This is a genomic window from Candidatus Blastococcus massiliensis AP3, from assembly GCF_000582785.1.
In the GTDB taxonomy this organism is placed as follows: Bacteria; Actinomycetota; Actinomycetes; order Mycobacteriales; family Geodermatophilaceae; genus Blastococcus; species Blastococcus massiliensis.
In genome coordinates this window covers 1121111-1145721 of sequence record NZ_HG931174.1, presented here as the reverse complement: position 1 = coordinate 1145721, position 24611 = coordinate 1121111, and the positions used below count along the sequence as shown (strand labels likewise).

General features: G+C 75.1%; 25 protein-coding genes and 2 riboswitches. Of the genes, 11 read left to right on the top strand and 14 right to left on the bottom strand.

All coding sequences use genetic code 11. The features are described from left to right. Positions 1–102: 102 nt before the first annotated feature. Both BN344_RS13985 and BN344_RS13980 read right to left on the bottom strand, forming a co-directional pair. The gene (locus BN344_RS13985) at positions 103–1224 is read right to left on the bottom strand and encodes a class I SAM-dependent methyltransferase (protein WP_040338948.1); all 1122 of its coding nucleotides are present in this window, start codon (positions 1222–1224) and stop codon (positions 103–105) included. Next, a complete protein-coding gene (locus BN344_RS13980; protein ID WP_040339280.1) occupies positions 1221–2135 on the bottom strand; it encodes a haloalkane dehalogenase in 915 nt (304 codons plus the stop codon). Before BN344_RS13980 ends, BN344_RS13985 begins: the two co-directional genes overlap by 4 nt. A 106-nt stretch (positions 2136–2241) precedes the next feature. On the opposite strand from BN344_RS13980, the gene BN344_RS13975 reads away from it, so the two are divergent. Next, a complete protein-coding gene (locus BN344_RS13975; RefSeq protein ID WP_197022318.1) occupies positions 2242–3255 on the top strand; it encodes an NADP-dependent oxidoreductase in 1014 nt (337 codons plus the stop codon). 520 nt (positions 3256–3775) lie between these two features. Here BN344_RS13975 and BN344_RS13965 read toward each other — a convergent pair. After that, positions 3776–4573, bottom strand: a complete 798-nt coding sequence (locus BN344_RS13965) for an SDR family NAD(P)-dependent oxidoreductase (protein WP_040338947.1) — start codon at positions 4571–4573, stop codon at positions 3776–3778. Between the two features lie 103 nt (positions 4574–4676). Beyond that, positions 4677–5189: a VOC family protein gene (locus BN344_RS13960; protein ID WP_040338946.1), complete on the bottom strand. Its 513-nt coding sequence runs from the start codon at positions 5187–5189 to the stop codon at positions 4677–4679. A gap of 198 nt (positions 5190–5387) precedes the next feature. Here BN344_RS13960 and BN344_RS13955 point away from each other — a divergent pair, with 198 nt between their 5' ends. Continuing rightward, on the top strand, positions 5388–6680 hold the full coding sequence (locus tag BN344_RS13955) for an Nramp family divalent metal transporter (protein ID WP_040338945.1): 1293 nt from the start codon (positions 5388–5390) through the stop codon (positions 6678–6680). A 63-nt stretch (positions 6681–6743) separates the two neighbouring features. On the opposite strand, the gene thiD is transcribed toward BN344_RS13955, so the two are convergent. The 5 genes from thiD to BN344_RS13930 all read right to left on the bottom strand — a co-directional run bounded on the left by thiD (position 6744) and on the right by BN344_RS13930 (position 10319). After that, positions 6744–7580 (bottom strand): bifunctional hydroxymethylpyrimidine kinase/phosphomethylpyrimidine kinase, encoded by an 837-nt coding sequence (gene thiD, locus BN344_RS13950; RefSeq protein ID WP_040338944.1) that lies wholly within the window; start codon positions 7578–7580, stop codon positions 6744–6746. Continuing rightward, positions 7577–8233, bottom strand: a complete 657-nt coding sequence (gene thiE / locus BN344_RS13945) for a thiamine phosphate synthase (protein ID WP_040338943.1) — start codon at positions 8231–8233, stop codon at positions 7577–7579. Before thiE ends, thiD begins: the two co-directional genes overlap by 4 nt. Next, complete coding sequence (gene thiM, locus BN344_RS13940) at positions 8230–9015, bottom strand: hydroxyethylthiazole kinase (protein WP_040338942.1); 786 nt, start codon at positions 9013–9015, stop codon at positions 8230–8232. The genes thiE and thiM overlap by 4 nt, the downstream gene beginning before the upstream one ends. Continuing rightward, positions 9008–9104, bottom strand: a riboswitch (TPP riboswitch). (Overlaps the previous gene by 8 nt.) Then, positions 9097–9732 (bottom strand): TenA family protein, encoded by a 636-nt coding sequence (locus tag BN344_RS13935; RefSeq protein WP_040338941.1) that lies wholly within the window; start codon positions 9730–9732, stop codon positions 9097–9099. It overlaps the preceding riboswitch by 8 nt. Further along, entirely contained in the window at positions 9729–10319 is a 591-nt protein-coding gene (locus BN344_RS13930; RefSeq protein WP_040338940.1) for a thiaminase II/PqqC family protein, read from the bottom strand. Before BN344_RS13930 ends, BN344_RS13935 begins: the two co-directional genes overlap by 4 nt. A 32-nt stretch (positions 10320–10351) precedes the next feature. After that, positions 10352–10464: riboswitch (TPP riboswitch) on the top strand. On the opposite strand from BN344_RS13930, the gene BN344_RS13925 reads away from it, so the two are divergent. The 6 genes from BN344_RS13925 (at position 10454) to BN344_RS13900 (ending at position 15007) form a co-directional block, all read left to right on the top strand. Then, positions 10454–11770 carry a purine-cytosine permease family protein gene (locus BN344_RS13925; protein WP_040338939.1) on the top strand — a complete coding sequence of 439 codons (1317 nt, stop codon included), beginning with the start codon at positions 10454–10456 and terminating at the stop codon, positions 11768–11770. (Overlaps the previous riboswitch by 11 nt.) Beyond that, entirely contained in the window at positions 11767–12894 is a 1128-nt protein-coding gene (gene thiO, locus BN344_RS13920) for a glycine oxidase ThiO (protein WP_040338938.1), read from the top strand. Before BN344_RS13925 ends, thiO begins: the two co-directional genes overlap by 4 nt. A gap of 1 nt (position 12895) precedes the next feature. Continuing rightward, a complete protein-coding gene (gene thiS, locus BN344_RS13915; protein ID WP_040338937.1) occupies positions 12896–13096 on the top strand; it encodes a sulfur carrier protein ThiS in 201 nt (66 codons plus the stop codon). After that, positions 13097–13882, top strand: a complete 786-nt coding sequence (locus BN344_RS13910; protein ID WP_040338936.1) for a thiazole synthase — start codon at positions 13097–13099, stop codon at positions 13880–13882. It begins immediately after the preceding gene. A 2-nt stretch (positions 13883–13884) separates the two neighbouring features. Beyond that, the gene (locus tag BN344_RS13905) at positions 13885–14481 is read left to right on the top strand and encodes a thiamine phosphate synthase (protein ID WP_231486815.1); all 597 of its coding nucleotides are present in this window, start codon (positions 13885–13887) and stop codon (positions 14479–14481) included. Between the two features lie 97 nt (positions 14482–14578). Beyond that, entirely contained in the window at positions 14579–15007 is a 429-nt protein-coding gene (locus tag BN344_RS13900) for an ATP-binding protein (protein ID WP_231486812.1), read from the top strand. 4 nt (positions 15008–15011) lie between these two features. Here the strand turns inward: BN344_RS13900 and BN344_RS13895 are convergent, their stop codons facing one another. Further along, complete coding sequence (locus BN344_RS13895) at positions 15012–17570, bottom strand: SpoIIE family protein phosphatase (RefSeq protein ID WP_040338933.1); 2559 nt, start codon at positions 17568–17570, stop codon at positions 15012–15014. Between the two features lie 677 nt (positions 17571–18247). Then, positions 18248–19051 carry a hypothetical protein gene (locus BN344_RS13890; protein WP_040338932.1) on the bottom strand — a complete coding sequence of 268 codons (804 nt, stop codon included), beginning with the start codon at positions 19049–19051 and terminating at the stop codon, positions 18248–18250. Positions 19052–19378: 327 nt separating this feature from the next. On the opposite strand from BN344_RS13890, the gene BN344_RS13885 reads away from it, so the two are divergent. Both BN344_RS13885 and BN344_RS13880 read left to right on the top strand, forming a co-directional pair. After that, on the top strand, positions 19379–20773 hold the full coding sequence (locus BN344_RS13885) for an APC family permease (protein WP_051515877.1): 1395 nt from the start codon (positions 19379–19381) through the stop codon (positions 20771–20773). A 29-nt stretch (positions 20774–20802) separates the two neighbouring features. Further along, positions 20803–21762 (top strand): nucleoside hydrolase, encoded by a 960-nt coding sequence (locus BN344_RS13880; protein ID WP_051515876.1) that lies wholly within the window; start codon positions 20803–20805, stop codon positions 21760–21762. Here the strand turns inward: BN344_RS13880 and BN344_RS13875 are convergent. Beyond that, complete coding sequence (locus BN344_RS13875) at positions 21759–22445, bottom strand: GAF and ANTAR domain-containing protein (protein ID WP_051515952.1); 687 nt, start codon at positions 22443–22445, stop codon at positions 21759–21761. The two genes, BN344_RS13880 and BN344_RS13875, sit on opposite strands and share 4 nt — an antisense overlap. A 127-nt stretch (positions 22446–22572) precedes the next feature. On the opposite strand from BN344_RS13875, the gene BN344_RS13870 reads away from it, so the two are divergent. After that, positions 22573–23088: an ATP-binding protein gene (locus BN344_RS13870; protein WP_040338930.1), complete on the top strand. Its 516-nt coding sequence runs from the start codon at positions 22573–22575 to the stop codon at positions 23086–23088. 2 nt (positions 23089–23090) lie between these two features. Here BN344_RS13870 and BN344_RS13865 read toward each other — a convergent pair whose 3' ends face one another. Continuing rightward, positions 23091–23729, bottom strand: coding sequence for a flagellar brake protein (locus tag BN344_RS13865; RefSeq protein ID WP_040338929.1), 639 nt, complete (start codon positions 23727–23729; stop codon positions 23091–23093). A gap of 98 nt (positions 23730–23827) precedes the next feature. Further along, the gene (locus tag BN344_RS13860) at positions 23828–24553 is read right to left on the bottom strand and encodes an NYN domain-containing protein (RefSeq protein ID WP_231486810.1); all 726 of its coding nucleotides are present in this window, start codon (positions 24551–24553) and stop codon (positions 23828–23830) included. Positions 24554–24611 lie beyond the last annotated feature (58 nt).

Below are 24611 nucleotides of genomic sequence, written 5' to 3'. Positions count from 1 at the left end.
CGTCGCGATCCGGCGGACCGCCCGCCATGCTCGGGTCTTCGACCGACGGTGGGGTCACTCCAGCGGAACTACGTGATTGCTTCGAGACTTTCTGGTTCCGCCTCAGCCCCGCCGGGTCGAGCAGGTGACGGTGAACCGCGGGTCCTGGGCCGCCACCCGCGTCGGCCCGACCAGACGGGCGAGCGCGGGGCGGTAGCGCAGCGGCGAGTTGTAGACGGTCCAGAGCTCGCCGCCCGGCTGCAGCACGCGGGCGGCCGCGGCGAAGAGCCGGTCGGCCGCGGTCGTCACGACCGCCGCCCCCACGTGGAAGGGCGGGTTGCAGACCACCAGGTCCACGCTCGCGTCGGGCACGGTCTCCGCGGCGTCGTCGCGGACGACGTCGATGCGGGCCTCGAGCCCGTTGGCCGCGGCCGTCGCCCGAGCCGACGCGACCGCCGAGGCCGACTGGTCGGCCGCCAGCACGCGCAGCTCCGGCCGTGCCGACGCCAGTGCCGCGGCCAGCACGCCCGTGCCGCAGCCCAGGTCGAGCGCCGTCCCGGCAGCCGGCGCCATGTCGGCCAGCACGCGCAGCAGGGCGCGGGTGCCGAGGTCGATCCTCGTCCCGGCGAAAGCCGCTCCGTGGGCACACACGGTCAGGCCGAGCTCGGCGTGCTGCCGGCTGCGGGGGAACGACGACGGCCCGGGCCGCGGTCCCCGGGCGACCAGCACCCGCGACTTCTGGCGGGCCAGGGTGGCGGACACGTCGTCGAAGGACTCCCGCAGCACGTCGTTCATGGCGTGCGTCATGTGCTTGACCCGCCCGCCCACGAACACCGAGACGTCGGGGGCGGCGACGGCGGCGACCAGCTCGGCGATCTCGCGCAACGCGTCCAGCGCCTTGGGCGCCTTGACCAGCACGACGCGCGCCCCCGTGCCCACCTCCGCCAGGGGCGCCGACCGGTAGGCGCCGGTCAGGCCGGTGCGCTCGGCGTTGCGGACCAGCGCCCGCTCGCCGACCAGCGCGTCCTGCGCCACCCGCACGTCCGTGGCGCCGTGCAGCGCCGCCGCCCCCAGGGTGAGCGCCCCGTGGGAGTCGTCGACCACGGCCACCTCACCCGGGCCGGCCAGCGCCAGGGCCGCCGCGGCCTCGTCGAGCAGCAGCCGGTCGGTCGCGTCGACCGCGACCAGTTCGGGCGCCTCGACGTCGGGGGCCCTGTGGAGCTGCGCGAAGAAGTCGGCCGTCACCGCGGGGTGGCGGCGATCAGGTCGGCGACGACGCGGGCGAACTCCGGGCCGACGTCCTCCTGGAGGAAGTGTCCGCCACCGGCCATCGTGGTGTGCGGCATGCCCTGCGCGCCGGGGACCAGCTTCCGGAACACCCGCTCGCCGCCGCGGGTGATCGCGTCGCCGTCGGAGAAGGCGGTGAGGAAGGGCTTCTCCCATCGGGAGAGCACCTCCCAGGCGGCGCGGTTGTCCGCGGCGGCCGGGTCGTCGGCGTCGGCCGGGACGAGCGAGGGCAGGACCCGGGGCCCGGCGGTGTACCGCTCGTCGGGGAAGGGCGCGTCGTAGGCGGCCACCACCTCCGGCGGCAGCGGGGTGGCGCTGCCGTTGCTGACCACCCGCCCGATCTGGAAGTCCGGCGACTCCTGCGAGAACCGGCGCCAGGCGAGGAACGCCTCGGTGACCGGTCGGTCGCCGGTGGGCAGGCCCCCGTTGGCGATGACGACGCGGGCGAAGCGGTCGGGGTTCTCCGCGACCAGGCGCAGCCCGATCAGCGCCCCCCAGTCCTGGCACACGAGCGTCGCGTCGCGGATGCCGACCTCGTCGAGCAGGGCCTGACGCATCCACTCGACGTGCCGGGCGTAGCTGTGGTCGGTCCGCTCGACCGGCTTGTCGGACCGGCCGAACCCGACCAGGTCGGGGGCCACCACCCGCAGTCCGGCGTCGAGGAGCACCGGGATCATCCGGCGGTACAGGAAGGACCAGGACGGCTCCCCGTGCATCAGCAGCACGGTCTCGGCGCCGGCCGGCCCCTCGTCGAGGTAGGCCACGCGGAGCCGTCCGCCGTCCCCGCTGTCGACCTCGACGTAGCGCGGCTCGTAGGGGAAGTCGGGCAGATCGGTGAACCGCTCGTCCGGCGTGCGCAGGGCCTCCATGACACTCAGCCTGCCAGGTCCGGCGGTGCGGGCACCGGACGCCGGGGAGACCCACGGGCAGGGACCCTGCGGCGAGGCCACCGGAGGCGGGGGGCACTATCGAGCCGTGACCATCACCACACGCGAGTGGCAGCTGGCGGCCCGTCCGCACGGCGAGCCGAAGCCCGAGGACTTCCGCCTGGTCGAGCTCGAGCGGCCCGACCCGACCGATGGTCAGGTCGTCGTCCGGATGCTGGCCATGTCGGTCGACCCGTACATGCGCGGCCGGATGAACGCCGGGAAGTCCTACGCCGCCGCGTGGGAGGTCGGCGACACCATGCAGGGCGGCGCGATCGGTCGCGTCGTCGAGTCCCGCTCCCCCGACGTGCCCGAGGGCGCGCTGGTGTCCACCAACGCCGCCTGGCGCGACGTCGCCGTCCTCGACGCGCGCGCGGTCCAGGTTCTCCCCGAGCTCCCCGGCATCCCGCCCAGCTACCACCTCGGGGTGCTCGGCATGCCCGGGCTGACGGCGTACGTCGGCCTGTTCCGCCTCGCGGAGTTCCGCTCGGGCGACGTCGTCTTCGTCTCCGGTGCCGCCGGCGCGGTCGGCAGCATCGTGGGGCAGCTCGCCCGGCTGAACGGCGCCGCGGCCGTCATCGGCAGCGCCGGGAGCCCCGAGAAGGTGCGGTGGCTGACCGACGAGCTCGGCTTCACCGCTGCCTTCGACTACCACGACGGCCCGGTGGCCAAGCAGCTCGCGCAGGCCGCGCCCGACGGCATCGACGTCTACTTCGACAACGTCGGCGGCGAGCACCTGGAAGCGGCGATCGGCGCCTTCAAGGAGTTCGGTCGCGGCGCCCTGTGCGGGGCCATCTCCAGCTACAACGCCACGGAGCCCCCGCCGGGACCGCGCAACATGGGCCTGATGGTCGGCCGCAAGCTGAGCCTGCGCGGCTTCATCGTCAGCGACCACAACGACCTGCGCGACGAGTTCATCGAGAAGGTCCCGCCGCTGGTGACCTCCGGGGAGCTCGTCGTCCGCGAGACGGTGCGCGAGGGGCTCGACGAGGCCGCGTCGGCCTTCATCGACCTCCTCCGCGGAGGCAACACCGGGAAGATGATCGTCAAGCTCGCCGACTGATCCGCTGCATGATCACCACGCGCCGGTGGTCGCTCCCCTGCCCTCCGGAGCGACCCTGACCGCGTGGTGATCACGGCGGCCCGCGGCAGGAGTGCCGCGATCGTCGGCCGCGCGGCGCCTCGCCATGGAGACCGACGTCAGCGACGTCGCCGCGGCCCTCGAGACGGGAGCCCCGGGCTCCGTGCTGCTCGACAGCCGGAGCGTCGAGGCCTGGGGGCAGGGGCACGTGCCCCGGTGCACCTCCCCGGCAGCGGGATCCCTGCCCGCGCGGTGGCGGAGCTCGACCCGGCCGTGCCCGTGGTCACGCACTGCTGGGGCCCGGGCCGCAGCGGCGCCACCCGTGCGGCGCTGTCGCTGGCCCGGCTCGGCTTCCGGTGCGGGAGATGCTCGGCGGCTTCGAGTAGGGCGCGAGAGGGGCTGCCGGTCGCGACCGCCGACGGGGTGGCCGCGCGTCCGGCGGACCCGCTGACCACCCCTCTGGCCTGCGGCTGCTGAGCTCGGACCGGGTACGGCCGCGCCGCTATTCGGCGGAACCCGGACGGGTCATCGGCTTGTGGCTCCGCCCGGCGACGGCGTCGGGCAGCACCGCGGACAGCTTGCCCATCAGCTTGCTGGTGACCGAGCCGGCGAACACCGAGGCCTCGCCCTTCATCAGGCCCTCGAAGCCCTGCCGGGCCACCTGGGCCGGGTCGTCCTTGGAGTCCGAGGCGCCGAGCCTGGTGTCGGTGGCATCGGCCCGGTCGAAGAACTCGGTGTCCGTCGGACCGGGCAGCAGCGCGGTCACGGTGACCCCCGAGTCGGTGAGCTCCTCGCGGATGCCCAGGGCGAGGAACTGCACGAACGCCTTGGTGGCGGAGTACACGGCCTGGAACGGCTCCGGCGCCTGCGAGGCGACCGACGACGTGAAGAGGATCCTCCCCTCGCCCCGGGCCACCATGTCCTGGACGACCCGCTTGGCCAGGTGCACCGTCGAGGCGCAGTTCAGCTCGACCATGCCGAGCTCGGCCTCCAGGTCGGTCTCCGCGAAGCGACCGCTGACACCGACCCCGGCGTTCAGTGCCGCCGCGTCGAGCGGGCGGCCCGCACCGCGCACGGCGGCGACCAGCTTCTCGACCTCGGCGCGCCGGGTGAGGTCGGCGCGCACCGCGGAGACGGCGACGCCGAGACCCTTCAGCTGCGCGGCGGCGGGCTCGAGCTCGTCGTCCTCGGCCGCGACGACGAGGTCGAAGCCGTGCTCGGCGAACTGCTTGGCCAGCTCGAGGCCGATGCCGCTGGACGCTCCGGTGACGAGGGGGAGGGGACGGGGGGAGTCGGACACGAGAGCCTCCGGGCAGGTCGGGAACGGTCCGTCTCCTGCCCGCTGCGCCCGACCCTCACCCGGCGGAGAGGGCAGAAATGGTCATTTCTGCCCTCTCCGCGTCTCAGACGGGGACCGAGACCCCGATGCCGCCGCGCGTCCGGGCGCCGTACCGCTCGATCTCCCGGTCGAGGTCCAGCGGGGCGGTCATCGCCGCCCCCTCGGTGACCTCGGGGGTGATCAGGTGCGCCGGCAGCAGCCAGGAGACCTCGAACTCGATGCCGTCCGGGTCCTGGGCGTACAGCGCCTTGGTGGTGGCGTGGTCGGACATGCCGACGAGGGCGCCGGCCGACATCAGCGCGTCGCGGATCCGGGCGAGCTCGGCGAGCGTGTCGACCTCCCACGCCAGGTGGTACAGCCCCACGGTGCCGCGCCCGGCCTGCGAGGCGCCGGCGTGCGCGCCGATGGCGAACAGCCCGAGGTCGTGGTCGTTGGTCGAACCCTCCGCCTGCAGGAAGACCGCACGCTGCGGGATCTCCATCGTCACCCGGAAGCCGAGGACGTCGCGGTAGAAGGCGAGGCTGCGCTCGACGTCGCGGACGTAGAGGACGGCGTGGTTGAGGCGCTGGACAGGCATGACGGGCTCCTGGCGGTCGGGACGTGTCGTCCTGGAGAACTTACTTGAAGACTGAAGTATTCCTCCGAGGAATCGACCGCCGGGCGGCCGGGCCAGGGAAGCCTCGCCTGGCCCGCGGGGGCCACGGGTCGGCCCGCCCGTGTCACCCCGGCCGGGCAGGACAGGAGCGCCCACCCGACCCGACTCAGCGAGGCCGCCGTGTACCTGTCGAAGACCGAGGCCGCCGTCCTCCCCACCACGCTCGTCGCCGCCCCGCGACCGGTGGAGCCCCCGCCGACGGGCCGACGGCGCGTGTGGCCGCTGCTCGGCCCGGCGTTCGTGGCCGCCGTGGCCTACGTGGACCCCGGCAACTTCGCCACGAACTTCTCCGGCGGCGCCTCGTTCGGCTACACGCTGCTGTGGGTGATCGTCGCCGCGAACCTCATGGCGATGCTCATCCAGTCCCTGACCGCCAAGCTCGGCATGGCCACCGGGCGCGACCTGGCCTCGCTGTGCCGGGAGCGCCTCCCCCGTCGGGTCACCCGCGGGCTGTGGCTGCAGGCCGAGGCGGTCGCGATCGCCACCGACCTGGCCGAGATCGTCGGCGGCGCGGTGGCGCTGAACCTGCTCTTCGGGGTACCGCTGCCGATCGGCGGACTCATCACCGCCGTCGTCGCCTTCGTCCTGCTGGCCGCCCAGTCTCGCGGGCACCGCCCGTTCGAACGCGTGATCACCGGCCTGCTGCTGGTCATCGGCCTCGGCTTCGGCTACACGCTGCTCGGCTCGGGCGTGGACATGGGCGGCCTGGCGGGCGGCATGGTGCCGGCCTTCGAGGGCCCCGACAGCATCGTCCTGGCCACCGGCATCCTCGGCGCCACGGTCATGCCGCACGTCATCTACGTGCACTCCGCGCTCACCCCCGGCCGCTACGGCGACGTCGTCACCGCCGGGCGCACCGCCACGGGCCGGGGCCGGCTGCTGCGGGCCCAGCGCATCGACATCGTCGTGGCGATGGGCCTGGCGGGGCTGGTGAACGCCGCGATGCTGATCATCGCCGCCCAGCTGTTCACCGCCGACGACGGCATCGAGTCACTGGAGAGCGTGCACGCCGGCCTCGGCGACCAGCTGGGCACCGGCGCGGCGCTGGCCTTCGCGCTGGCGCTGCTGGCCTCGGGCTTCGCGTCGTCGTCCGTCGGCACGCACGCCGGTCAGGTCGTGATGGCCGGCTTCCTGCGCCGGCACATCCCGGTGCTGACCCGACGGCTGATCACGCTCGCCCCGGCGCTCGCCGTGCTCGTGCTCGGCGGGGACCCCACGACGGCGCTGGTGTGGTCCCAGGTGGTGCTCTCGTTCGGCATCCCGTTCGCCCTGGTGCCGCTGCTGTGGCTGACCAGCAGCCGGGATCTCATGGGCGGCTGGGTCAACCGGCGGACCACGACCGTCGTCGGCGGCATCGTGGCCGTCCTGATCATCGGCCTCAACGCCCACCTGCTCCTGGGCCTCGTCCTCTAGCGGACTTCCGGCGCCGAAAGTCCGGGAAGGGGGCGGGACTTTCGGCGCCGGAAGTCCCGCGGGTCAGGCGTCCCATATGCCGGCGAAGTGGTGGACCGGCCCGTGCCCCGAGCCGATGCCCAGCGCTGCGCCCCCGGCGAGCGCGGCCTGCAGGTAGTCGCGGGCGCCCTCCACGACCGGCGGCCAGTCTGTGACGCCGGCGGCGCCGTCCACCGCACCGGCCCGGGCGCGGGCCAGGAGCGCGGCGATCGCGGCGGACAGGGTGCAGCCGGTGCCGTGCGTGGCCCGGGTGGCGATCCGGGGCCGCGCGAAGGTGAGGACGTCGTCCGCGGTGGCCAGCACGTCGACGCTCTCGGTGCCGCCGAGGTGGCCGCCCTTGAGCAGCACCGCGCCAGGCCCCAGTTCCAGGAGCGTACGCGCCTGCCCGGTCATCTCGTCGACCGACCGCGCGGGGGGCACCTCGAGCAACGCCGCGGCCTCCGGAACGTTCGGCGTGACCAGGTCCGCGACGGGCAGCAGGTCGGTGCGGACCGCCGCCACGGCGTCCTCGTCGACCAGCCGGGCCCCGCTGGTGGCGACCATGACCGGGTCGACCACCACCGGCCCGGCCGCCCGCCCGGCCAGCGCGAAGGCCACGGCACGGACGACGTCGGCGGTGCCGAGCATGCCGGTCTTGGCGGCGTGCACCGTCACGTCGTCGAGGAGCGTGGCGATCTGCTCGGCCACGAACGGCGCCGGAACCGGATGCACCCCGGTGACGCCGCGGGTGTTCTGCGCGGTCAGCGCGGTGAGTGCGGCGGTGCCGTACGCGCCGAGCGCGCTGAAGGTCTTCAGGTCCGCCTGGATCCCGGCGCCGCCGCTGGGGTCGCTGCCCGCCACGGAGAGCGCGACGGGCGTCATGCCGTCGCCTCCCGGCGCAGGGAGTCGCGCAGTGACCGGGCCGCCGCCTCCGGGTCGGGAGCGGCGCAGATCGCGGACACCACGCAGATCCCGTCCACGCCGGTCACCTCCGGTGCCCGGGCCGCGTCGATGCCCCCGATCGCCACGGAGCGCAGGCCCCCGGCCCGGGCCGCGGCCGCGAGCGCTGCCACCCCGGCCGGTCCGAGACCGTCCCCCGCATCGGGCTTGGTCGGCGTCGACCACACCGGGCCGATCCCCACGACGTCGACCGTGCCCGGCGGCAGCGCCAGCGCGACGGCCAGTTCCGCGTCGTCGCCGGTGGAGAGGCCGAGCAGCCGGTCGGGCCCGAGCAGCGCCCGCACCTCGGCCGGCGGCAGGTCGTCCTGGCCGACGTGCACCCCGTCGGCCCCGGCGAGCAGCGCGACGTCGACCGCGTCGTTCACGAACAGCGCCACCCCGGGCGTGCCGGCCAGCGCCCGGCGGACGGCCACCGTGAGCTCGTACAGCTCCCGACGGGACGCCGTCTTGTCGCGGACCTGCACCGCCGTGACGCCACCCGCCACTGCGGCCCGGACGACGTCGGGCACGCTCCGCGCCCCGGCCAGCGCGGTGTCGGTGACCAGGTAGAGGGTCGGGTCGAAGGCCGGCCTCACGACGCCACCTGGGCGGATCCCAGGTCGGTCACCGCATCGAGCGCGTCGAGCCAGAGCGGCGCGAAGGTGCCCGGCCCGGCGGCGGCGGCAGCCGCGGCCTCGGCGGCGAGCGCCACGTGGGCATGCGCGGCGACCGCTCCGGTCAGCGCGTCACCGGTGACCGCCACGTAGGCGGCGACCAGCGCGCCGAGGGCGCAGCCGGCACCGGTGGTGCGGGTGAGCAGGGCCGACCCGCCACCGATCCGGACGGTGCGCGAGCCGTCGGTGACGACGTCGACCGGCCCGCTGACCGCCACCACCCCGCCGGTCCGGGTCGCCAGCGCCGAGGCGGCCTCCAGCGCGTCCTCGGGACCGGCCGTCGAGTCCACCCCCCGGCCACCCGCGCCGGCGCCGGCCAGCGCCATGACCTCGGAGGCGTTGCCGCGGACGACGGCCGGCCGCGCGTCCAGCAGCTCGACCGCCAGGTCCGTGCGGAAGGCGAGACCGCCGACCGCCACCGGATCGAGCACCCACGGCGTGCCCGCCGCCGCGGCCGACCTCGCGGCCAGGCGCATCGCGGCAGCGGTGCGCTCGTGCACCGTGCCGAGGTTGACGAGCACCGCCGAGGCCACGGCCGCGAAGCCCTCGGCCTCCAGGGGCTCGTCCACCATCGCCGGTGCCGCTCCCACGGCCAGCAGCGCGTTGGCGGTGAGCGTCTGCACCACGGTGTTGGTCAGGCAGTGCACCAGCGGAGCGGCGTCGGTCAGCGCCGATCGAGCGGTGGTCAACGCAGCGGCATCCACGCCGTGACATCCCTTCGCCAGCATGACCTGGTCAGGTTCGACGGGTGTGCTCTCAGTCCGCGCGCCGGCGGACACCCCGTGTCACTCGGCGGGGACGCTACCCCAGCCGCGGGCGGCCGCGGCGAAGAAGTCCACCTCCAGCTGCATCGCCCGGCGGTAGGCCCGCCGCACCGCGGGGGTGTCCGTGCCGATCCGGTCCAGCAGCCGCTCCAGCGTGGCAGCCAGCTGCTCGAACGCCGGGTCGGCGTAGGTGTCCACCCACTCCCGGTACGGACCGTCCGCGCCGGGCGCGAGTGCCTGGCCGAGGTAGGCGTACAGCCGCATGCACGGGACCATCGCCGCGCACGTCTCCCCGGGGTCCCCGAGCGCGGCCGTGGCCAGCAGGAACTCGGTGTAGGCGAGCGTCGCCGGCGCCGGCTCCACGGCGGCGAGGTCGATGCCCCAGCGGGCGGCGTACCCGTCGTGCAGCCGGAGCTCGTCGAGGACGCCGGCGAGCAGGTCGGCGAAGGTCTCCAGCGCGACGCGGTCGCGGCTGTGCGCGGCCCCCAGGGCGTAGGCACGGGCGAACGCCTCCAGGAAGAACGCGTCCTGGGCCACGTATCCCGCGAACCGTTCGCGGGCCAGCGAGCCGTCCGCGATTCCGGTCACGAACGGGGAGGTCAGGGCGGCCCGCGCGAGGTCGTCGCTGCCGGCCCACAGCCGGGCGGACAGCGTCATGCCGGCAGCGCCGTCTGCCAGAACGCGATCTCGGCCTCGGTGACCTCGAGGAAGGTCCCGTCGTCGGCGGGCCCGGCGTCGTCGGCGGCCTCCTGCAGCGCCGTCACGTAGGCGGCGAACCCGGGGACCGTCCAGTGCTCGACGAACTCGCGGTAGTCCGGGGCGCCCGGCAGCGCCGAGGACCACGCGTCGAGATAGGTCCGCTCGATGGTCCACAACGCGGTCAGGGCGGTCGGGACGTCGGCGGTGTCCAGCCGCTCGAGCAGCTCCGCGTAGGCCTCCGTCGCCGGCAGCCTGGGCCCGCCGAGGTCCAGTCCCCGCACGACCGCCTGCTCCTCGAACCAGGCAAGCTCCTCCACCAGGGAGACGCAGCCGGCCGCCAGCACCGCCTGCGCGGGACGCGGAGCACGCGCCAGCAGCCGGGCCTGGAACCGCAGCAGGTCTCCGACGAAGTGCGCGTCCTGCACCAGCCACGTGTCGAAGGCGGCGGCGGGCACGCTGCCGTCCCGGACGGCGTCGAGGAAGGGATGGCGGGTGGCTCGGTGCCAGGCATCGGCGTGGCGGACGAGCAGGTCGGTAACCGGCACGGCACGGCACCCTACGTCGTGCGTATGGTGGCGCCGCACTGTGCGGGAGCTCGGGTCGACCGGGCTGAGAGGGCGACTGGACGCGTCGCCGACCGCTGGAACCTGTCCGGGTAATGCCGGCGTAGGGAGCGACCATGAGCACGTCCGACGACGTCCGCACCACCGAAGCACCCCTCACCCTCGGTGAGGCCCCACCCCCCACTCTCGGCCTGCGGGACACGTTCGGCCTCTGGGCCAACCTCGGCGTCAGCCTGCTGCTGCCGGTCGCGGCCGTCTTCGTCGTGCTGCCCGGCCGGCCGCTGTCGGAGACCCTCACCGCCATCGTCGTCGGCGCCGTCATCGGCTCGGTCCTGCTGGGGCTGGTCGCCGCTGCGGGCGCGCGGGAGCGGGTGCCCGGGATGGTGCTGCTGCGCGGCCTGCTCGGCCGGCGCACCTCGTGGCTCCCGACGGCGTTCAACCTCGTCCAGTGCGTCGGCTGGGCGACGTTCGAGATCGTGATCATCGCCGAGGCCGCCTCGCGGGTGCTGGACGCGCCGCGCTGGCCCTTCGTCCTGGCCGCGGGGGTGCTGGCGACGGCGATGGCGCTGCGGCCGCTCGGCGTCGTCCGGGTGCTCGCCCGCTACGCGATCTGGGCCGCCCTGGCCGCCGTGGTCTACCTGTACGTGCAGGTCCTGGCCGAGCCGCTGCCGCCGCTCGAGAGTGGCGGGGCGACGTCGTTCTGGACCGCGACCGACATCGTCATCGCGCTGCCGGTCTCCTGGTTGCCGCTGGCCGCCGACTACACCCGCCACGCGCGCAGCGCACGCTCCGCCGGGGTGGGTGCGGGCGTCGGCTACGGCCTGGCCACCGTCGCCATGTTCACCCTCGGTGTGCTGGCGCTGGCCGCCTACGGCAGCGGTGGGCTCGACGTGATCGACGCGCTGCTGGCCGTGCCGCTGGGCGCGCTGGCGGTGCTCGTGCTGGTCAGCGTGGAGCTCGACGAGGCCTTCGCCAACGTGTACTCGACCGCGGTGTCGGCGCAGAACGTCGTCGGCCGGCTCGACCGGCGGGTGCTGGCCGTCGCCGTCGGCGGAGTCGCGACGGCGCTCGCGCTCACCCTCGACGTGGTCGCCTACGAGCCGTTCCTCTTCCTCATCGGCGCGGTGTTCGTGCCGCTGGCGGGCGTGCTGCTGGTGGCCTACTGGCTCACCCCCCGCGGCGACTGGGACACCTCCGACACCGCGCGGGCCCGTCCGCTGCACCTGCTGCCGTGGGGAGCCGGGTTCGTCGCCTACCAGCTGACGCTGCCCACCTACTTCCCCGGCCCGGGCTCCGGGTGGACGGCGTGGTGGGGCGCGCGGCAGGCCGATCTCGGCATCGATCCGGCCAACGGCTGGTCGGCGTCGCTGGTCGGGCTGGGGGTCGCCGTCGCGCTGACCCTTCCCGTGGCGCTGGCCGGACGCCGCCGATGACCGACGTCGTCGTCGCCGGCGGGGGGCTGGTCGGGCTGGCGGTCGCCTGGCGGGCCGCCCGGCGGGGTCTGTCGGTGACCGTCGTGGACGACGCCCCGGGGGCCGGCGCGTCCGCCGCCGCGGCCGGGATGCTCGCCCCGGTGGCCGAGGCCGGGTACCGGGAGGAGCGCCTGCTGCGGCTCGGTCTAGCCTCGCTGGCGGGCTGGCCCGCCTTCGCCGCCGAGCTCGAGGCCGCGTCCGGGATGCAGGTGGGGCTGCGCACCGCCGGCACGCTGGTGGTCGGCTTCGACGAGGACGACGTCCGCGAACTCGACTCGCTGCTGCTGTTCCAGCACGAGCTGGGTCTGCGTGCCGGGCGGCTGACGCCCCGGGAGGCCCGCCGGCGCGAGCCCGCGCTCACCCCCCGGGTCCGCGGTGGGCTGCTCGTCGAGGGCGACCACTCGGTGGACGGCCGGGCGGTGCACGCCGCGCTGCTGGCCGCCACCCGCGGGGTGGGCGTGGAACTGGTCGGCGAGCGGGTGGCCGAGGTGGTCGTCGAGGACGGCCGCGCCGCGGGCGTGCGCCTGGCGTCGGGCGGCGTCCTCCCGGCCGGGACCACCGTGCTCGCCCTGGGCGCGCACAGCGGCGCGCTGCCCGGCGTCCCGCCGCTGCCCGTCCGGCCGGTGAAGGGGCAGATCCTGCGGCTGGCCGGCGCGGAGGGGCTGCTCGAGCACACCGTCCGCGCCCTGGTCCGTGGCCGGCACGTCTACCTCGTCCCCTACGGCGACGGCGGCGTGATCGTCGGGGCCACCGTGGAGGACCGCGGCTTCGATGCCCGGGTGACCGCCGGCGGCGTGCACGACCTGCTGCACGACGCGATCGAGGTCGTGCCGGAGGTGGAGGAGCTCGAACTGATCGAGACCCTGGCCCGCTGGCGCCCCGGCACCCCGGACAACGCCCCGCTGCTCGGATACTCCTCGCTGCCCGGTCTCGTGCTCGCGACCGGGCACCACCGCAACGGCGTGCTGCTCACCCCCGTCACGGCGGAGGCGACCGCCGAGCTGCTGGCGACGGGCATCCTGCCCGAGGTGGCCGCACCGTTCACCGCCGACCGGTTCGCCGTCGGCACGTCGGAAGGACGCTGAGATGCACGTGACCGTCAACGGCGACCGGGTGGAGCTGGACGACGGCGCCACGGTGGCCGACCTCGTGGCCGCCCGCGCCGGCGGGCACGACCGCGTCGCGGTGGCCCGCAACGGCGACGTCGTCCCACGCAGCTCGTGGGCACAGACCCCGCTGACATCCGGCGACGCCGTCGAGGTGCTCGCCGCGACCGCAGGAGGCTGAATGTCGGAGGAGGAGGCGGCCGATCCCTTCGTGCTGGGCGGGCAGATCTTCCGGTCGCGTCTGCTGCTCGGCACCGGGGGCGTGCCGAGCCTGGAGGCGCTCGAGGCCGCGGTGCGGGCGTCGGGCACCCAGCTGGTCACCGTCGCGCTGCGGCGGGTGGAGGCCTCGGCGACCGGCTCGATGATGCAGGTGCTCGACCGCGCCGGCGTCCGGCTGCTCCCGAACACCGCCGGCTGCCGGACGGCGCGGGAGGCGGTGCGCACGGCCCGCCTGGCCCGCGAGGCGTTCGACACCTCCTGGGTCAAGCTCGAGGTCATCGGCGACGACCGCACGCTGCTCCCGGACGCCGTCGAGCTGCTCGACGCCGCGGAGCAACTGGTCGCCGACGGGTTCACCGTGCTCGCCTACACCACCGACGACCCGGTGCTGGGCCGTCGGCTGGCCGACGTCGGCTGCGCGGCGGTCATGCCGCTGGGCTCGCCGATCGGCAGCGGTCTGGGCATCCGGAACCCGCACAACATCGCGCTGCTGCGCGAGGCGGTCGAGGTCCCGGTGGTCCTCGACGCCGGGATCGGCACCGCCTCGGACGCCGCGCTGGCCATGGAGCTCGGGTGCGACGCGGTGCTGCTGGCCTCCGCCGTGACCCGCGCCCGCCACCCCGAGCGGATGGCGCTGGCGATGCGGCAGGCCGTGGAGGGCGGCCGGCTGGCCCGGCTCGCCGGGCGGATCCCGCGGCGCTGGCATGCCGAGGCCTCGACGTCGTTCGAGGGCCTGCCCGAGCTGTGACCGTGCCGCGGCTGGTCGTCGTCACCGACCGGACCCAGGCCTCGCGGCCGCTGCCCGACGTCGTGGCGGCGGCCGTGGCGGCCGGCGCGCGGGCGGTGCTGCTGCGGGACAAGGACCTGCCGCTCGTGGACCGTCGTGCCGTGGCGGGGGAGCTGCGCGCGGTGCTCGACCCGGTGGGTGGCCTGCTGGTGTGGGGCGGGGCGGCCGGGGCGCCGGCGGGCACCGCGGTGCACCTGTCGGCCTCCGACGCCTTCCCCTCGGAGCGCCCGCCGCTGGTGGGGCGCTCCTGCCACTCGGCGGCGGAACTGGCCCGCGCTGCCGACGAGGGCTGCGACTGGGTCTTCCTGTCGCCGGTCTTCCCCACGTCGTCCAAGCCCGGTTACGGCCCGGCGATCGGGCTCGACGGGCTGGCCGCGCTCGTCCCGGCGGCGCCACCGGTGCTCGCCCTCGGCGGCGTGCGGGCGGAGGACGTCCCGGCCTGCCTGGCGGCCGGCGCCCACGGGGTCGCCGTCATGGGGGCGGTCATGCGGGATCCCACCGTCGTCGCCGACCACCTCGCCGCGCTCGCCGGGGAGCCGGGGCACGTGCCGAAGAAGTGATGTACGTCGCATCCAGGTTTGGCCAGGCTCTGCCGAGCCCATACGTAGTTGTTTGGCCTGCCATCTCCGGAGGCCAGGGATTGCGAGGATGCAGCGCGTGAACGGGCCGGATCAGGGTCACGCCTGGCCGTCCGCGCCCGCACCCCACGCCACACCGGTCCTGCACTGGCAGCTGCACGACGTCGCCCAGCTCCCGGCCATGCGGGCCGAGGTCCGCCGGTCCATCGAGGCGGCCGGCATCGACGCCGACGTGCTCGACCAGCTCATCCTCGCCCTCGACGAGATGGCCTCGAACGCCCTGCGGCACGGTGGCGGCCGGGTGGAGGCCGCCCTGCGCCTGACGTCCGACTCCTACCTCATCGAGGTCTCGGACTCCGCCGCGTCGCAGCCCCCCACCCCGGCGATCGGCCGCGATCCCAGCGAGGGCGGCCTGGGCCTCTACCTCATCGCCCGGATGGCCCGGCTGCACGGCTGGTACGCCAGCGGCGGCGCCAAGCACGTCTGGGCGCTGCTCCCCCGCTCCTGACCGGTCAGCTCGCCGCCGGCGGCAGCTCCTCCGGGCCGGCCTCGCGCGGCCGCGGCTCGTCCTCGGGGTGCAGCCGGATGGCGACCAGCGCCACGTCGTCCTGCAGTCCCTCCGGACGGAGCCGCGCGATGACCTCGTCGCACAGCTCGCCCAGCGGCCGGTGCGCCAGTTCCGCGAACACCTCGCGCAACCGGGCGATGCCCTCGTCCAGCGGCAGGTCCCGGCCCTCGACGAGGCCGTCGGTGTACAGGAGCAACGTGGCCCCGCGGCGCACGGTCACCAGGGATTCGGTGCGACGCGCGGCGGGATCCACGCCGAGCATGAGCTCCGCGCGCTCGGTGGCGAGCTCTTCGATCCGGCCGTCGGCGTGCAGCAGCAACGGCGGCGGATGCCCGGCGTTGGACCAGCGCAGCCGGGTGAACCCCCGCGCCCGGTCCTCGGGCGTCTGCTCCACCCGCGCGATGGCGGCGGTGGCCATCGTGCCCATGCCCAGGCCCTCGATGGCGGCGTCGAGTTCGGAGAGGATGCCGGCCGGCCCGATGCCCGCCCGATACCCGATGCCGCGCAGCATCCCGCGCAGCTGCCCCATCGCCGCGGCGGCCGCGGTGTCGTGCCCGACCACGTCGCCGATCACCAGCACGGTCGCGCCGGTCGGCTGCAGGAACGCGTCGTACCAGTCGCCCCCCACCTCGGCGACCTGCACGGCCGGCAGGTAGCGGACGACGATCTCGGCGTGGTCGGGCTCGGGCGGGTCGGTGAGCATGCTGCGCTGCAGCCCCTCGGCCAGCCGCCGCTGCTGCTCGTACAGGCGCGAGTTGTCCAGGGCCAGCGCCACGCGGTCGGCGATGTCGCGGAGGGTGGCGACGTCCTCCGCGTCGGCCCGCTGCCGCTCGGAGGGGCGGTAGACGCTCAGGGCTCCGAGCGTGCGGCCCCGGGCGGCGAGCGGGAGGACGACCGCGGACTGCGGGGACAGCTGACGGAAGACGTCGCTGACCTCGCCGTCCGGCAGCGTCCGGCCGATCGCCGCCGGGAGGTCGGGGACCTCCCGGGGCTGACCGGAGGCGAGCGCCCGCAGGATGGGGGCGTGCGGTGGCAGCGAGGCCAGCCGCAGCGCCGAGTACCGGGCCACGACCGGCCGCATGGCCGGGTCGCGGTGCCACGACACGACGTCGCTCAACCGGCCGTCCTCGTCGACCAGGCTGGCGATCACCCAGTCGCCGAGCACCGGGACCAGCGTCTCGGCGACCTTCTGCAGCGCGGCCTCCTCGCCCGCGCCACCGGCCAGGCGCTCCGACAGGGCCGCGGTGCTCTCCGCGACCAGTCGCAGCCGGGCGGTGCTCCGGCGCGCCTGCCGCTCCGCCCGGCGGCGCTCGGTCACGTCGAGGAAGGAGACCGACAGGCCCTCCGGCCCCGGCCAGGCCCGCACCTCGTACCAGGCGTCCAGCGGCGCGGGGTAGTAGGCCTCGAACAGCTGCTCGCGGCCGCTGGACACGGCGGCGCGGTAGCGGACGCCGAACTCCGAGTCGACGGCATCGGGGAAGGCGTCCCAGACGACCTGACCGATGAGGTCCTCGCGGGAGGCGCTCAGCACCCGTTCGGCCTCGGCATTGAGGTAGGTGAACCGCCAGTCCCTGCTCAGGGAGAAGAAGGCCGACTTCACCGACTCCATGACCCGGGCGACGCGGGCGTCGGCGTGCCGCTGGTCGGTCGTGTCGTACCCCGCGCCCAGCAGCCGGACCGCGACGCCGCCGTCGTCGGCGACGGCCCGCCCGCGGGCGGCGATCCACCGGGTCTCGCCCGAGGGGAGCACCACGCGGAACTCGGCCTCGTAGTCGCCCACGGTGTCGATGGCGCTCTGCAGCGCGTCCATGACCCGGCCCACGTCGTCCGGGTGGCAGCGGGCGGAGAAGGCGTCGATCGTCTCGCCGAAGTCTCCGGGGCCGAACCCGAACAGCTCCTGGAGCCGGCTGTCCCAGACGAGCCGGCCGGTGACCAGGTTCCAGTCGAAGCTGCCGATGCCGGCGGCGTCGATGGCCAGTTCGAACGCCAGCCGGCTGGACTCGAGCTCCCGGACCTGGGCGGCGAGCTGCAGTTCGGTCGCGACGGAGTCGCCGAGCTGGCGGAGCAGGGCGATGTCCGCGTCGGACCAGGCACGGGGGTCGCGACCGAACGCCGAGAGCGCGCCGACCACCTGGCCTTCGAAAACGGTCAGCGGGATGCCCAGGTAGCTGCCGACGTCACCGGCGACGACCGGCGGCAGGGGGGCCAGCCGCGGATCGCTCCGGGCGTCCGGCGCAACGACGGGATCCGGGAAGGCGCCGCCGGTCACCGCGCACAGCGACTCCGCCAGCGGCACCTGGATGCCCACCGTGCCCGGCGGCAGGCCGGTGCCCACGAGCACCACCTCGACGTCGCTGAACAGGGAGACCTGGACGGCGTCGGCGCCGAGCAGCTGGACGGCCAGGGCGGTGAGCCGCTGGAGCGCCCGCGAGCCGACGGCGGTCGCCTCCAGCCGGTGGACGGCCGCCGTGCGGTCGCCGACGGCCGGGTCGAGCGCGCTCACGTCGTGCCTCCCCTGGGAGCCGGAGTCCGGTGCGCCACACGGCGCGTGGGGACCATCCTCCCTGCCCGACGGCGACGGCGCGGGGGCGGGCGGGGGGAAACGGCACAGGGCGCCCGCCCGGGAGAGGTCCCGGACAGGCGCCCTGTGGTGGATCGTGCGGGGACGAGGAGTTCGTCCGGGCGCTCCCACAGCGGGGCCGGGGGCGTCGTCCAGCATCGGCAGCGTCTCGGCACAGCCGGTCCGGGTGGACCGCGCCGGTCGTCGCGAGCCTCGGCGTCCAGCCGGCCAGGCGGTGTCGGTCAGAGACCCGGGGCGGGCACGAGGGCTCTCGTGTCGCACGGGCACCGACAGGCCTGTTGGTCTCGCCTCGACGGATCCGGGTGCCGGTCGGACGCCCCGTCGACGATCTGCGCCTCCCTGGAGGGTCCGCGCGCTGCCTGATGCAGTCGGCGGGAGGTCGAGGCGCGATTCGTCGAGCGGAGAGGTCTACCGGCGCCCGGAGGGGCACCGTCGGAGGTGGGCCGGTGGTTCGCCGAGATCGGCCCCGGAGGGGGACGGGCTCGGAGACCGAGGCTGCGGTCGCGGTCCCCGTGGGGGCGGGGACCCGGTTCCGGCGTGCTCGGGGCGGAGCGGAGGACGGCGTCCGGCGGCCGGCGGCCGTGGTCGCGCAGGGGTGGTCAGGGGGCCGGGCCGGCGCGGGTGTCCGCCGACGGCGACCTCGCCGTCCCGACGGGACGGACAGGGGCGGACCGGACCAGCGAGAGCGGTTGGGTCCGCGTGGTCCGCGCCTGCGGCGGAACCGCCCACGCCGGCGGCTGCGGCCATCCGGGAGGCGGCGGGGCCCACCGCAGACCGGGCGGCCTCGTACCGGGAGACGGCGCCGGCGGCGGGGGAAGGAGAGCCGCAGCGGGGGAAGGCGCCGCGGGCCTGATCGTGGGGGTGCTGGGCAGCTCGCGGAGGACCACAGGCGGGTCCACCGGCCGCGGAGCCGGCACCGGGACGGGAGCGCCCCAGGCGAGGTACTCGCCGTTCGGACCGGCGCCCCAGCGGGCGATCCGGCGGGTGAGCGCGCGCAGCGCCGCCCGCCGCGAGGGACGGGGCGCGGGAGCCGGCGTCCGCCAGGCCAGGTACTCGCCGTCGGTTCCGCCGCCCCAGAGGGCGATCCGCCGCGTGAGGTCGCGCAGTCCGGTGATCGGCCGGCGCTCGGGCTCCGGCACGACCGTGACGCGCGGGGTCCGCATCGCGGGGGCGGCGGGCAGCCGCTCCGCCCGCGCCGACGGCGCGGGCTGCACGGAGCGCAGCGGGGTCTGCCGCCCGCTCGCGCGGAACGCGCCGGTGTGCACCGGGCGCGAGCGCAGCCGGGACTGCGGTCCGTCCGCCCGGTCCAGCACGTCGATCAGGCCGGCCAGCGAGGAGGCGCTCTCGGCGGAGGTCCCACCGGCGGCGACGTCGACCGCGAGGATCGCTCCGCTGCTGCTCATGTCGCCTCCTGAAGTCATGTCCGCGACCGGGGAAGGTGTCGCGGACAAGGAGAAAACTAGGCAATCGGGACGGCTGCGTCCGCCATTCCGGACACCTCCTGGAATGCGCGTGACCGAACCGTTGCGCAGCCATTCCGAAGCGGCCGGTGACCCATTCCCCAGCGCGGTCACTTGTCGACAAAAGACGACTCCCGAGCGTGGAAACGGCTCGGCCCCGGGTCGGTGACGTGGTCCTGCCGGCGGCGCGCCCGCGTGTCGGCGGCCGGGGTACGCCGATCGGGTCGGGGCCGAATTGCTGAGCCCCCCGGGCGCTCCCACACTCGGCGCGTGCGTGATCACGACCGAGTCGGTGACCGAGCCCCGTCCGCTCCCCCGCAGGACGGCGGAGGTGAGGACACCCGGTTGCGCAGGGCGGTCACCGGCCGCCTGCTGTTCCTGTTCATCCTCGGCGACGTGCTCGGCGCCGGCGTCTACGCACTGGTCGGGGAGATCGCCGGCGAGGTCGGCGGCGCGGTGTGGGTACCGATGCTGGTCGCCCTCGTCCTCGCGATGCTCACGGCGGCGTCCTTCGCCGAACTGGTGACCAAGTACCCCCGGGCCGGCGGCTCGGCGGTCTTCGCCCAGCGCGCCTACCGCAGCCCCCTGGTCTCGTTCCTGGTCGGCTACTGCATGCTCGCCGCCGGCGTGACGAGCGCCGCCGCGCTGTCACTCGCGTTCGGCGGCGAGTACCTCGACGCCTTCCTCGACGTGCCGGCGGTGCCCGCGGCGATCGTCTTCCTCGTGCTCGTGGGCCTGCTGAACGCCCGGGGCATCAAGGAATCGGTGCGGGCGAACGTGGTCATGACCGTCGTCGAGGTCTCCGGTCTGGTGCTCGTCGTCATCCTGGGCGCGCTGGTGCTCGGCCGCGGGGACGGCGACGTCGGCCGGGTCACCGAGTTCCCCGAGGGTGTCTCGGTGACCTCCGGCGTCCTGGCCGCGGCGCTGCTCGCCTATTACTCGTTCGTCGGCTTCGAGGTCTCCGCCAACGTCGCCGAGGAGGTGCGCGACGTCCGTCGGGTCTACCCCCGCGCGCTGTTCGGTGCGCTGCTGGTCGCCGGCGTGGTGTACGTGCTCGTCGGGCTGGCGGCCTCCATCGTCCTGGCGCCGGACGACCTGGCCGGGTCCTCCGGGCCGCTGCTGGAGGTCGTCCGGGCCGCCGACGTCGGCGTCCCCGACCGGCTGTTCAGCGCCGTCGCACTGATCGCCGTCGCCAACGGCGCACTGCTGACCATGATCATGGCCAGCCGGCTGGTCTTCGGCATGGCCGAGCAGGGACTGCTCCCCCGCCCGCTGGCCCGGGTCCTGCCGCAGCGCCGCACGCCGTGGGTCGCGATCGTCGTCACGACCCTCGTGGCGATCGCGCTCACGCTCACCGGCGGCGTGGGCGATCTGGCGAACACCGTCGTCCTCCTCCTGCTGTTCGTCTTCCTGAGCACCAACATCGCCGTCCTGGTGCTGCGGTCCGACCGGGTGGACGCCGACCACTTCCGCGTGCCGGCCGTGATCCCGGTGCTCGCCGTGGCGTCGTGCGTGCTGCTGCTCTTCCAGCAGGAAGCCGCCATCTGGGGGCGGGCCGGCATCCTCCTCGCCGTCGGTGTGGTCCTGTACCTGCTGGCCCGGGCGCCGTGGTGGCGGGCCACGCCCGAACCCCTCGCGGAGGAGACGACGTCGACCGGTTCCTGAGGCACGGCGGCGACTGGGAGGATGCGCCGGTGGCCGACCCCGTCCCCCTGGTGATCGACACCGACCCCGGTATCGACGACGCGCTGGCGATCCTGCTCGCCCTGGCCAGCCCGGAGGTCGACCTGCGCCTGGTCACCACCGTGCACGGCAACGTGGACCTGGAGCAGACGACCGAGAACGCCCGGCGCGTGCTGCACCTGGCCGGCCGCTCCGACGTGCCGGTCGCCGCGGGCGCACGGGCTGCGCTGGTCCACCCGCAGCCCCGGCGGGCCGGGCACGTGCACGGCGACGCCGGGCTCGGTGGCGTGCAGCTGCCGCCCTCCCCCGCCGGGGTCGACCGGCGGCCGGCCGTCGTCGCCCTGGCGGAGCTGCTGACCACCTCGCCCGCCCCCGTGACGGTCGCCGCCATCGGACCCCTCACCAACATCGCGCTGCTGCTGGCCGTGTACCCGGAGGCCGCCGCCCGCATCGGCCGGCTGGTGGTCATGGGCGGATCGGCGGCCCGCGGCGGCAACATCACCCCGGCCGCGGAGTTCAACGTCTGGTCCGACCCGGAGGCCGCGGCCGCCGTTCTCGGGTCGACGATCCCCACGGTCATGGTCGGGCTGGACGTCACGCTGCCGACGGTGCTGACCGAGGAGGGGATCGCCCGCGTGGCCGCCGCGGGCCCGATCGGCGCGACGGCGGCGGCGATCGTGCAGCAGTACGTCGACCACGCACGGACGGCGTACGGCGTCCCCGGCGTGGTCGTGCACGACGCGCTCGCACTGACCGAGGTCGTCGCGCCCGGCACGCTCACGGTGACGCCGCGCGACGTCGTCGTGGACACGACCCTCGGTGCCGGCCGGGGCCAGACGCTGGTCGACCGTCGGGCGGTCTCCTCCACGCCGCATGCGGTGCAGGTGGCCGAGGCGGTCGACGCCGAGGCGGCGGTCGCCTTCCTCGTCTCGCGCCTGGCCCGCCTCGACGGAGGGGCGCGCCCGGCCTAGCGGGTCTGCGCGGCCTCGACGATGCCGGTGGCGATGTCGCGCAGCTTGCGGTTGTAGCGCTGCGAGGCGTCGCGGAGGATCTCGAACGCCTCGTCGGCGCTCACCCGCCGCTGGGCGATGAGCACCCCCTTGGCCTGCTCGATGACGGCCCGCGAGTCCATCGCCAGCTGCAGGTTCTGCGCCTGCTCGCTCAGCCGCGCGTGGGCCTCGGCGTTGACGATGGCCACGGCGATCGCCTCGGCGACCTCCCGGCCGGCCTTCAGCGACTCCTCGGAGTCGAAGGCGCTCGGCCGTCCCGAGTAGATGTTCAGCGCGCCGATGGAGTTGCCCTGGTACGGGAGCGGCACCGACAGCGAGCTCCGGACGCCCCGCGCGTGGGCGCGGGGGGCGTACCGGGGCCAGCGCTGCTCCGTCGCCATGTCGTCGATGCGCAGCACGACACCGCCACGGCCGGCATCCATGCAGGGCCCGTAGCCCTCGTCGTACTGCAGCTCGTCGGCGTCCAGCGCCATCTGGCTGGAGTAGGCGGCGGTGAACGGCTTCTCACCACGCAGCAGCGTCGTCGACACCGACTCGGCCCCGGGGATGGCCCGCGCGGCGATCGTGGTGATCTCGGTGAGCACCTCGGTGATGTCCCGGTCGGCGAGGGTGACACGGCTGAGGTCGCGCAGGAGATCGTCCACGTCGGCATTGTGCCCGGTCACCGGACCGGCACCACCTCCCTTCGCGTGGGACGACGCCATCGGTCAGGATGGGCAGCGGCGGGGACCGAACTCGGCACCGTCCGCGAGCAGACGCAAAGGGGAGGCGATGGCCGACCAGCCGGCCCAGCAGGAGTGGCCGAGCGCTCCCGTCCCCTCGGTCCCGGGCGACGTCTGGCACTGGCAGCTCGAGGCGATGCACGTCGTCTCCCGCGTCCGGTCGGACCTGCGCGCACGGATCGCCCACCCGTCGGTCGCCTCGGGATCCACGGAGGACGCCCGGGACGGGCTCCTCCTGGTCTTCGAGGAACTCGCGTCCAACGCCCTGCGGCACGGCGGCGGGGACGTCCGCGCCGTCGTCGTGGCCGGGCCGGGCGCCTGGCTGCTCGACCTCAGCGACGAGGCGCCCGACCGGCCGCCCGTCCCTGCCGTCGACCGCGATCCGGCGCTGGGCGGCATGGGGCTGCACCTGGTCAGCCAGTTGTCGATCAGCTACGGCTGGGAGCGGCGGCCGGGCCGCAAGCACGTGTGGGCGCGCTTGCCCTCCGGTCGCGCCGAGGCACGGGAGAACCAGCAGCGCGACCGCCTCCCCGAGCCCCGCTCGGGCGAGCTACGCCACGACTGAGGTCAGTCCACGCTCCGGGCGCGCTCCTCGCGCAGTGCCTGGAAGACGCGGCGGCGCACCCGGTCCTGATCCTTCTCCTGGACGTCCACGAACCGGATGGACATGAGCCAGCGGGCGCCGCGGGCCTGGACCCGCACGACCTCGGCCTTGGTGCGGATGTCGCCGTCCTCGAGGGCGATCGAGAGGTCCAGCGACGTGCCGGGCTCGGGCAGCATGCCGAAGCCGTCGAACTGCGCCCGGATCCCGTTCTCGCTGAGATCCAGGCTCTCCCCCTTCAGTTCCGTCGCTCCGTGCTCGGCGACGACGGGGACCGTGACCCTCCCGCGGACGGCGGTGCGGCGCTGGCTCTCCTCGGCCGGACCGGTGATCGTCAGGCGCCAGCGGGAGACGGCGCCGGACTCGACGTCGGCCACGTCGGCCGGGAGCGCGCGCCGGGTCTCGTTCGCCTTCCAGTAGACCTCGACGGAGTCCCCCGGCTTGACGACGGCCTGGTCGACGAAGTCGCTGGCCGAGGGGCGGACGACGACGACGCCGTCGCCGACGAACTCCACCCGGGTGCTGACCGAGATGCCGCGGCCGGGCAACGCGACGTCGGCCTCTGACTGCTCCTCGGGATGGTCGACGCCGGGAACGCTGGTCATGATGTCTCCGTTCTGAGCCGCGGTGCGCCCGGACCCCACGGCCGCAGCCCGGACCCCGCGCTGGGGAACCGTAACCGCCGCGCCGCCCCGAGGGCGTGTCAGGTGCGGCGCGCCGTGTAGGAGCTGACGAAGTCGCGGAGGCTGCGGGTGGGTCGCAGCCACGCGCCGTCGGCAGGCAGCGCGTCCAGGCGCACCCGGTCGAGGGGCTCGACGAACGCGCCGGGCACGTCCTCGATGTCGATGAACTCGAGCAGGTCGGAGCTGATCGCGTAACCGGCCACCTCGCTGAAGGCGACGACGACGACCTGGGTGCCGGAGCGTGCGAGGTCCTCGAGCGGCTCGGCGAAGTTGCGGCCGTCGCCCGAGAAGACCACCAGCCGGCGCAGCCGGTGGCTGTGCGCCCGCACCGCGATGTGGTCGAGCATGTCCTGGTCGATGTCGTCGTCAGGCTGGGTCTTGGGACGGGCGAAGACGGCGTACCCGAAGCCGCGCAGCGCCTCCACCCACCGCTGCAGCGTGCCGGGCACCGGCGGGATGTTGGCGAAGACGCACGCCTCCACCTCGGGGACGTCGGTCCCGGGCTGGTCCGCGGGGTCCGGCCCACCGGCCCCGGCGACGAACCAGGCGGCGATCGCGTCGAACCGCGGTCGGGAGGCCGCGGTGGGGCGGGCGCCGATCACCGTCGACAGGGTCATGTCGATGTTGGGGGCATCCCAGATGAGCAGGTCCAGCGAGGACCGCGAGCGGCTGCCGTCGACGGCGGAGTTCTCGGCGTCCCCGGCGACGGTGTCGGCCGGGGCGGGGGAAGAGGGGCTGTCCAGCACAGCAGCAGTCTGCCCCGCAGGCGGCGTGTCCGTCGTGGGCGGGAGGGCGGAGGGCGGT

What these genes read in the sequence shown, in the direction of transcription:
- BN344_RS13980 (WP_040339280.1), bottom strand. Translation starts at nt 2,135, where the DNA reads ATGGAGGCCCTGCGCACGCCGGACGAGCGGTTCACCGATCTGCCCGAC.
- BN344_RS13960 (WP_040338946.1), bottom strand. Translation starts at nt 5,189, where the DNA reads ATGCCTGTCCAGCGCCTCAACCACGCCGTCCTCTACGTCCGCGACGTC.
- thiD (WP_040338944.1), bottom strand. Translation starts at nt 7,580, where the DNA reads ATGACGCCCGTCGCGCTCTCCGTGGCGGGCAGCGACCCCAGCGGCGGC.
- BN344_RS13935 (WP_040338941.1), bottom strand. Translation starts at nt 9,732, where the DNA reads ATGACGCTGTCCGCCCGGCTGTGGGCCGGCAGCGACGACCTCGCGCGG.
- BN344_RS13925 (WP_040338939.1), top strand. Translation starts at nt 10,454, where the DNA reads ATGAGCACGTCCGACGACGTCCGCACCACCGAAGCACCCCTCACCCTC.
- thiO (WP_040338938.1), top strand. Translation starts at nt 11,767, where the DNA reads ATGACCGACGTCGTCGTCGCCGGCGGGGGGCTGGTCGGGCTGGCGGTC.
- thiS (WP_040338937.1), top strand. Translation starts at nt 12,896, where the DNA reads ATGCACGTGACCGTCAACGGCGACCGGGTGGAGCTGGACGACGGCGCC.
- BN344_RS13910 (WP_040338936.1), top strand. Translation starts at nt 13,097, where the DNA reads ATGTCGGAGGAGGAGGCGGCCGATCCCTTCGTGCTGGGCGGGCAGATC.
- BN344_RS13890 (WP_040338932.1), bottom strand. Translation starts at nt 19,051, where the DNA reads ATGAGCAGCAGCGGAGCGATCCTCGCGGTCGACGTCGCCGCCGGTGGG.
- BN344_RS13870 (WP_040338930.1), top strand. Translation starts at nt 22,573, where the DNA reads ATGGCCGACCAGCCGGCCCAGCAGGAGTGGCCGAGCGCTCCCGTCCCC.
- BN344_RS13865 (WP_040338929.1), bottom strand. Translation starts at nt 23,729, where the DNA reads ATGACCAGCGTTCCCGGCGTCGACCATCCCGAGGAGCAGTCAGAGGCC.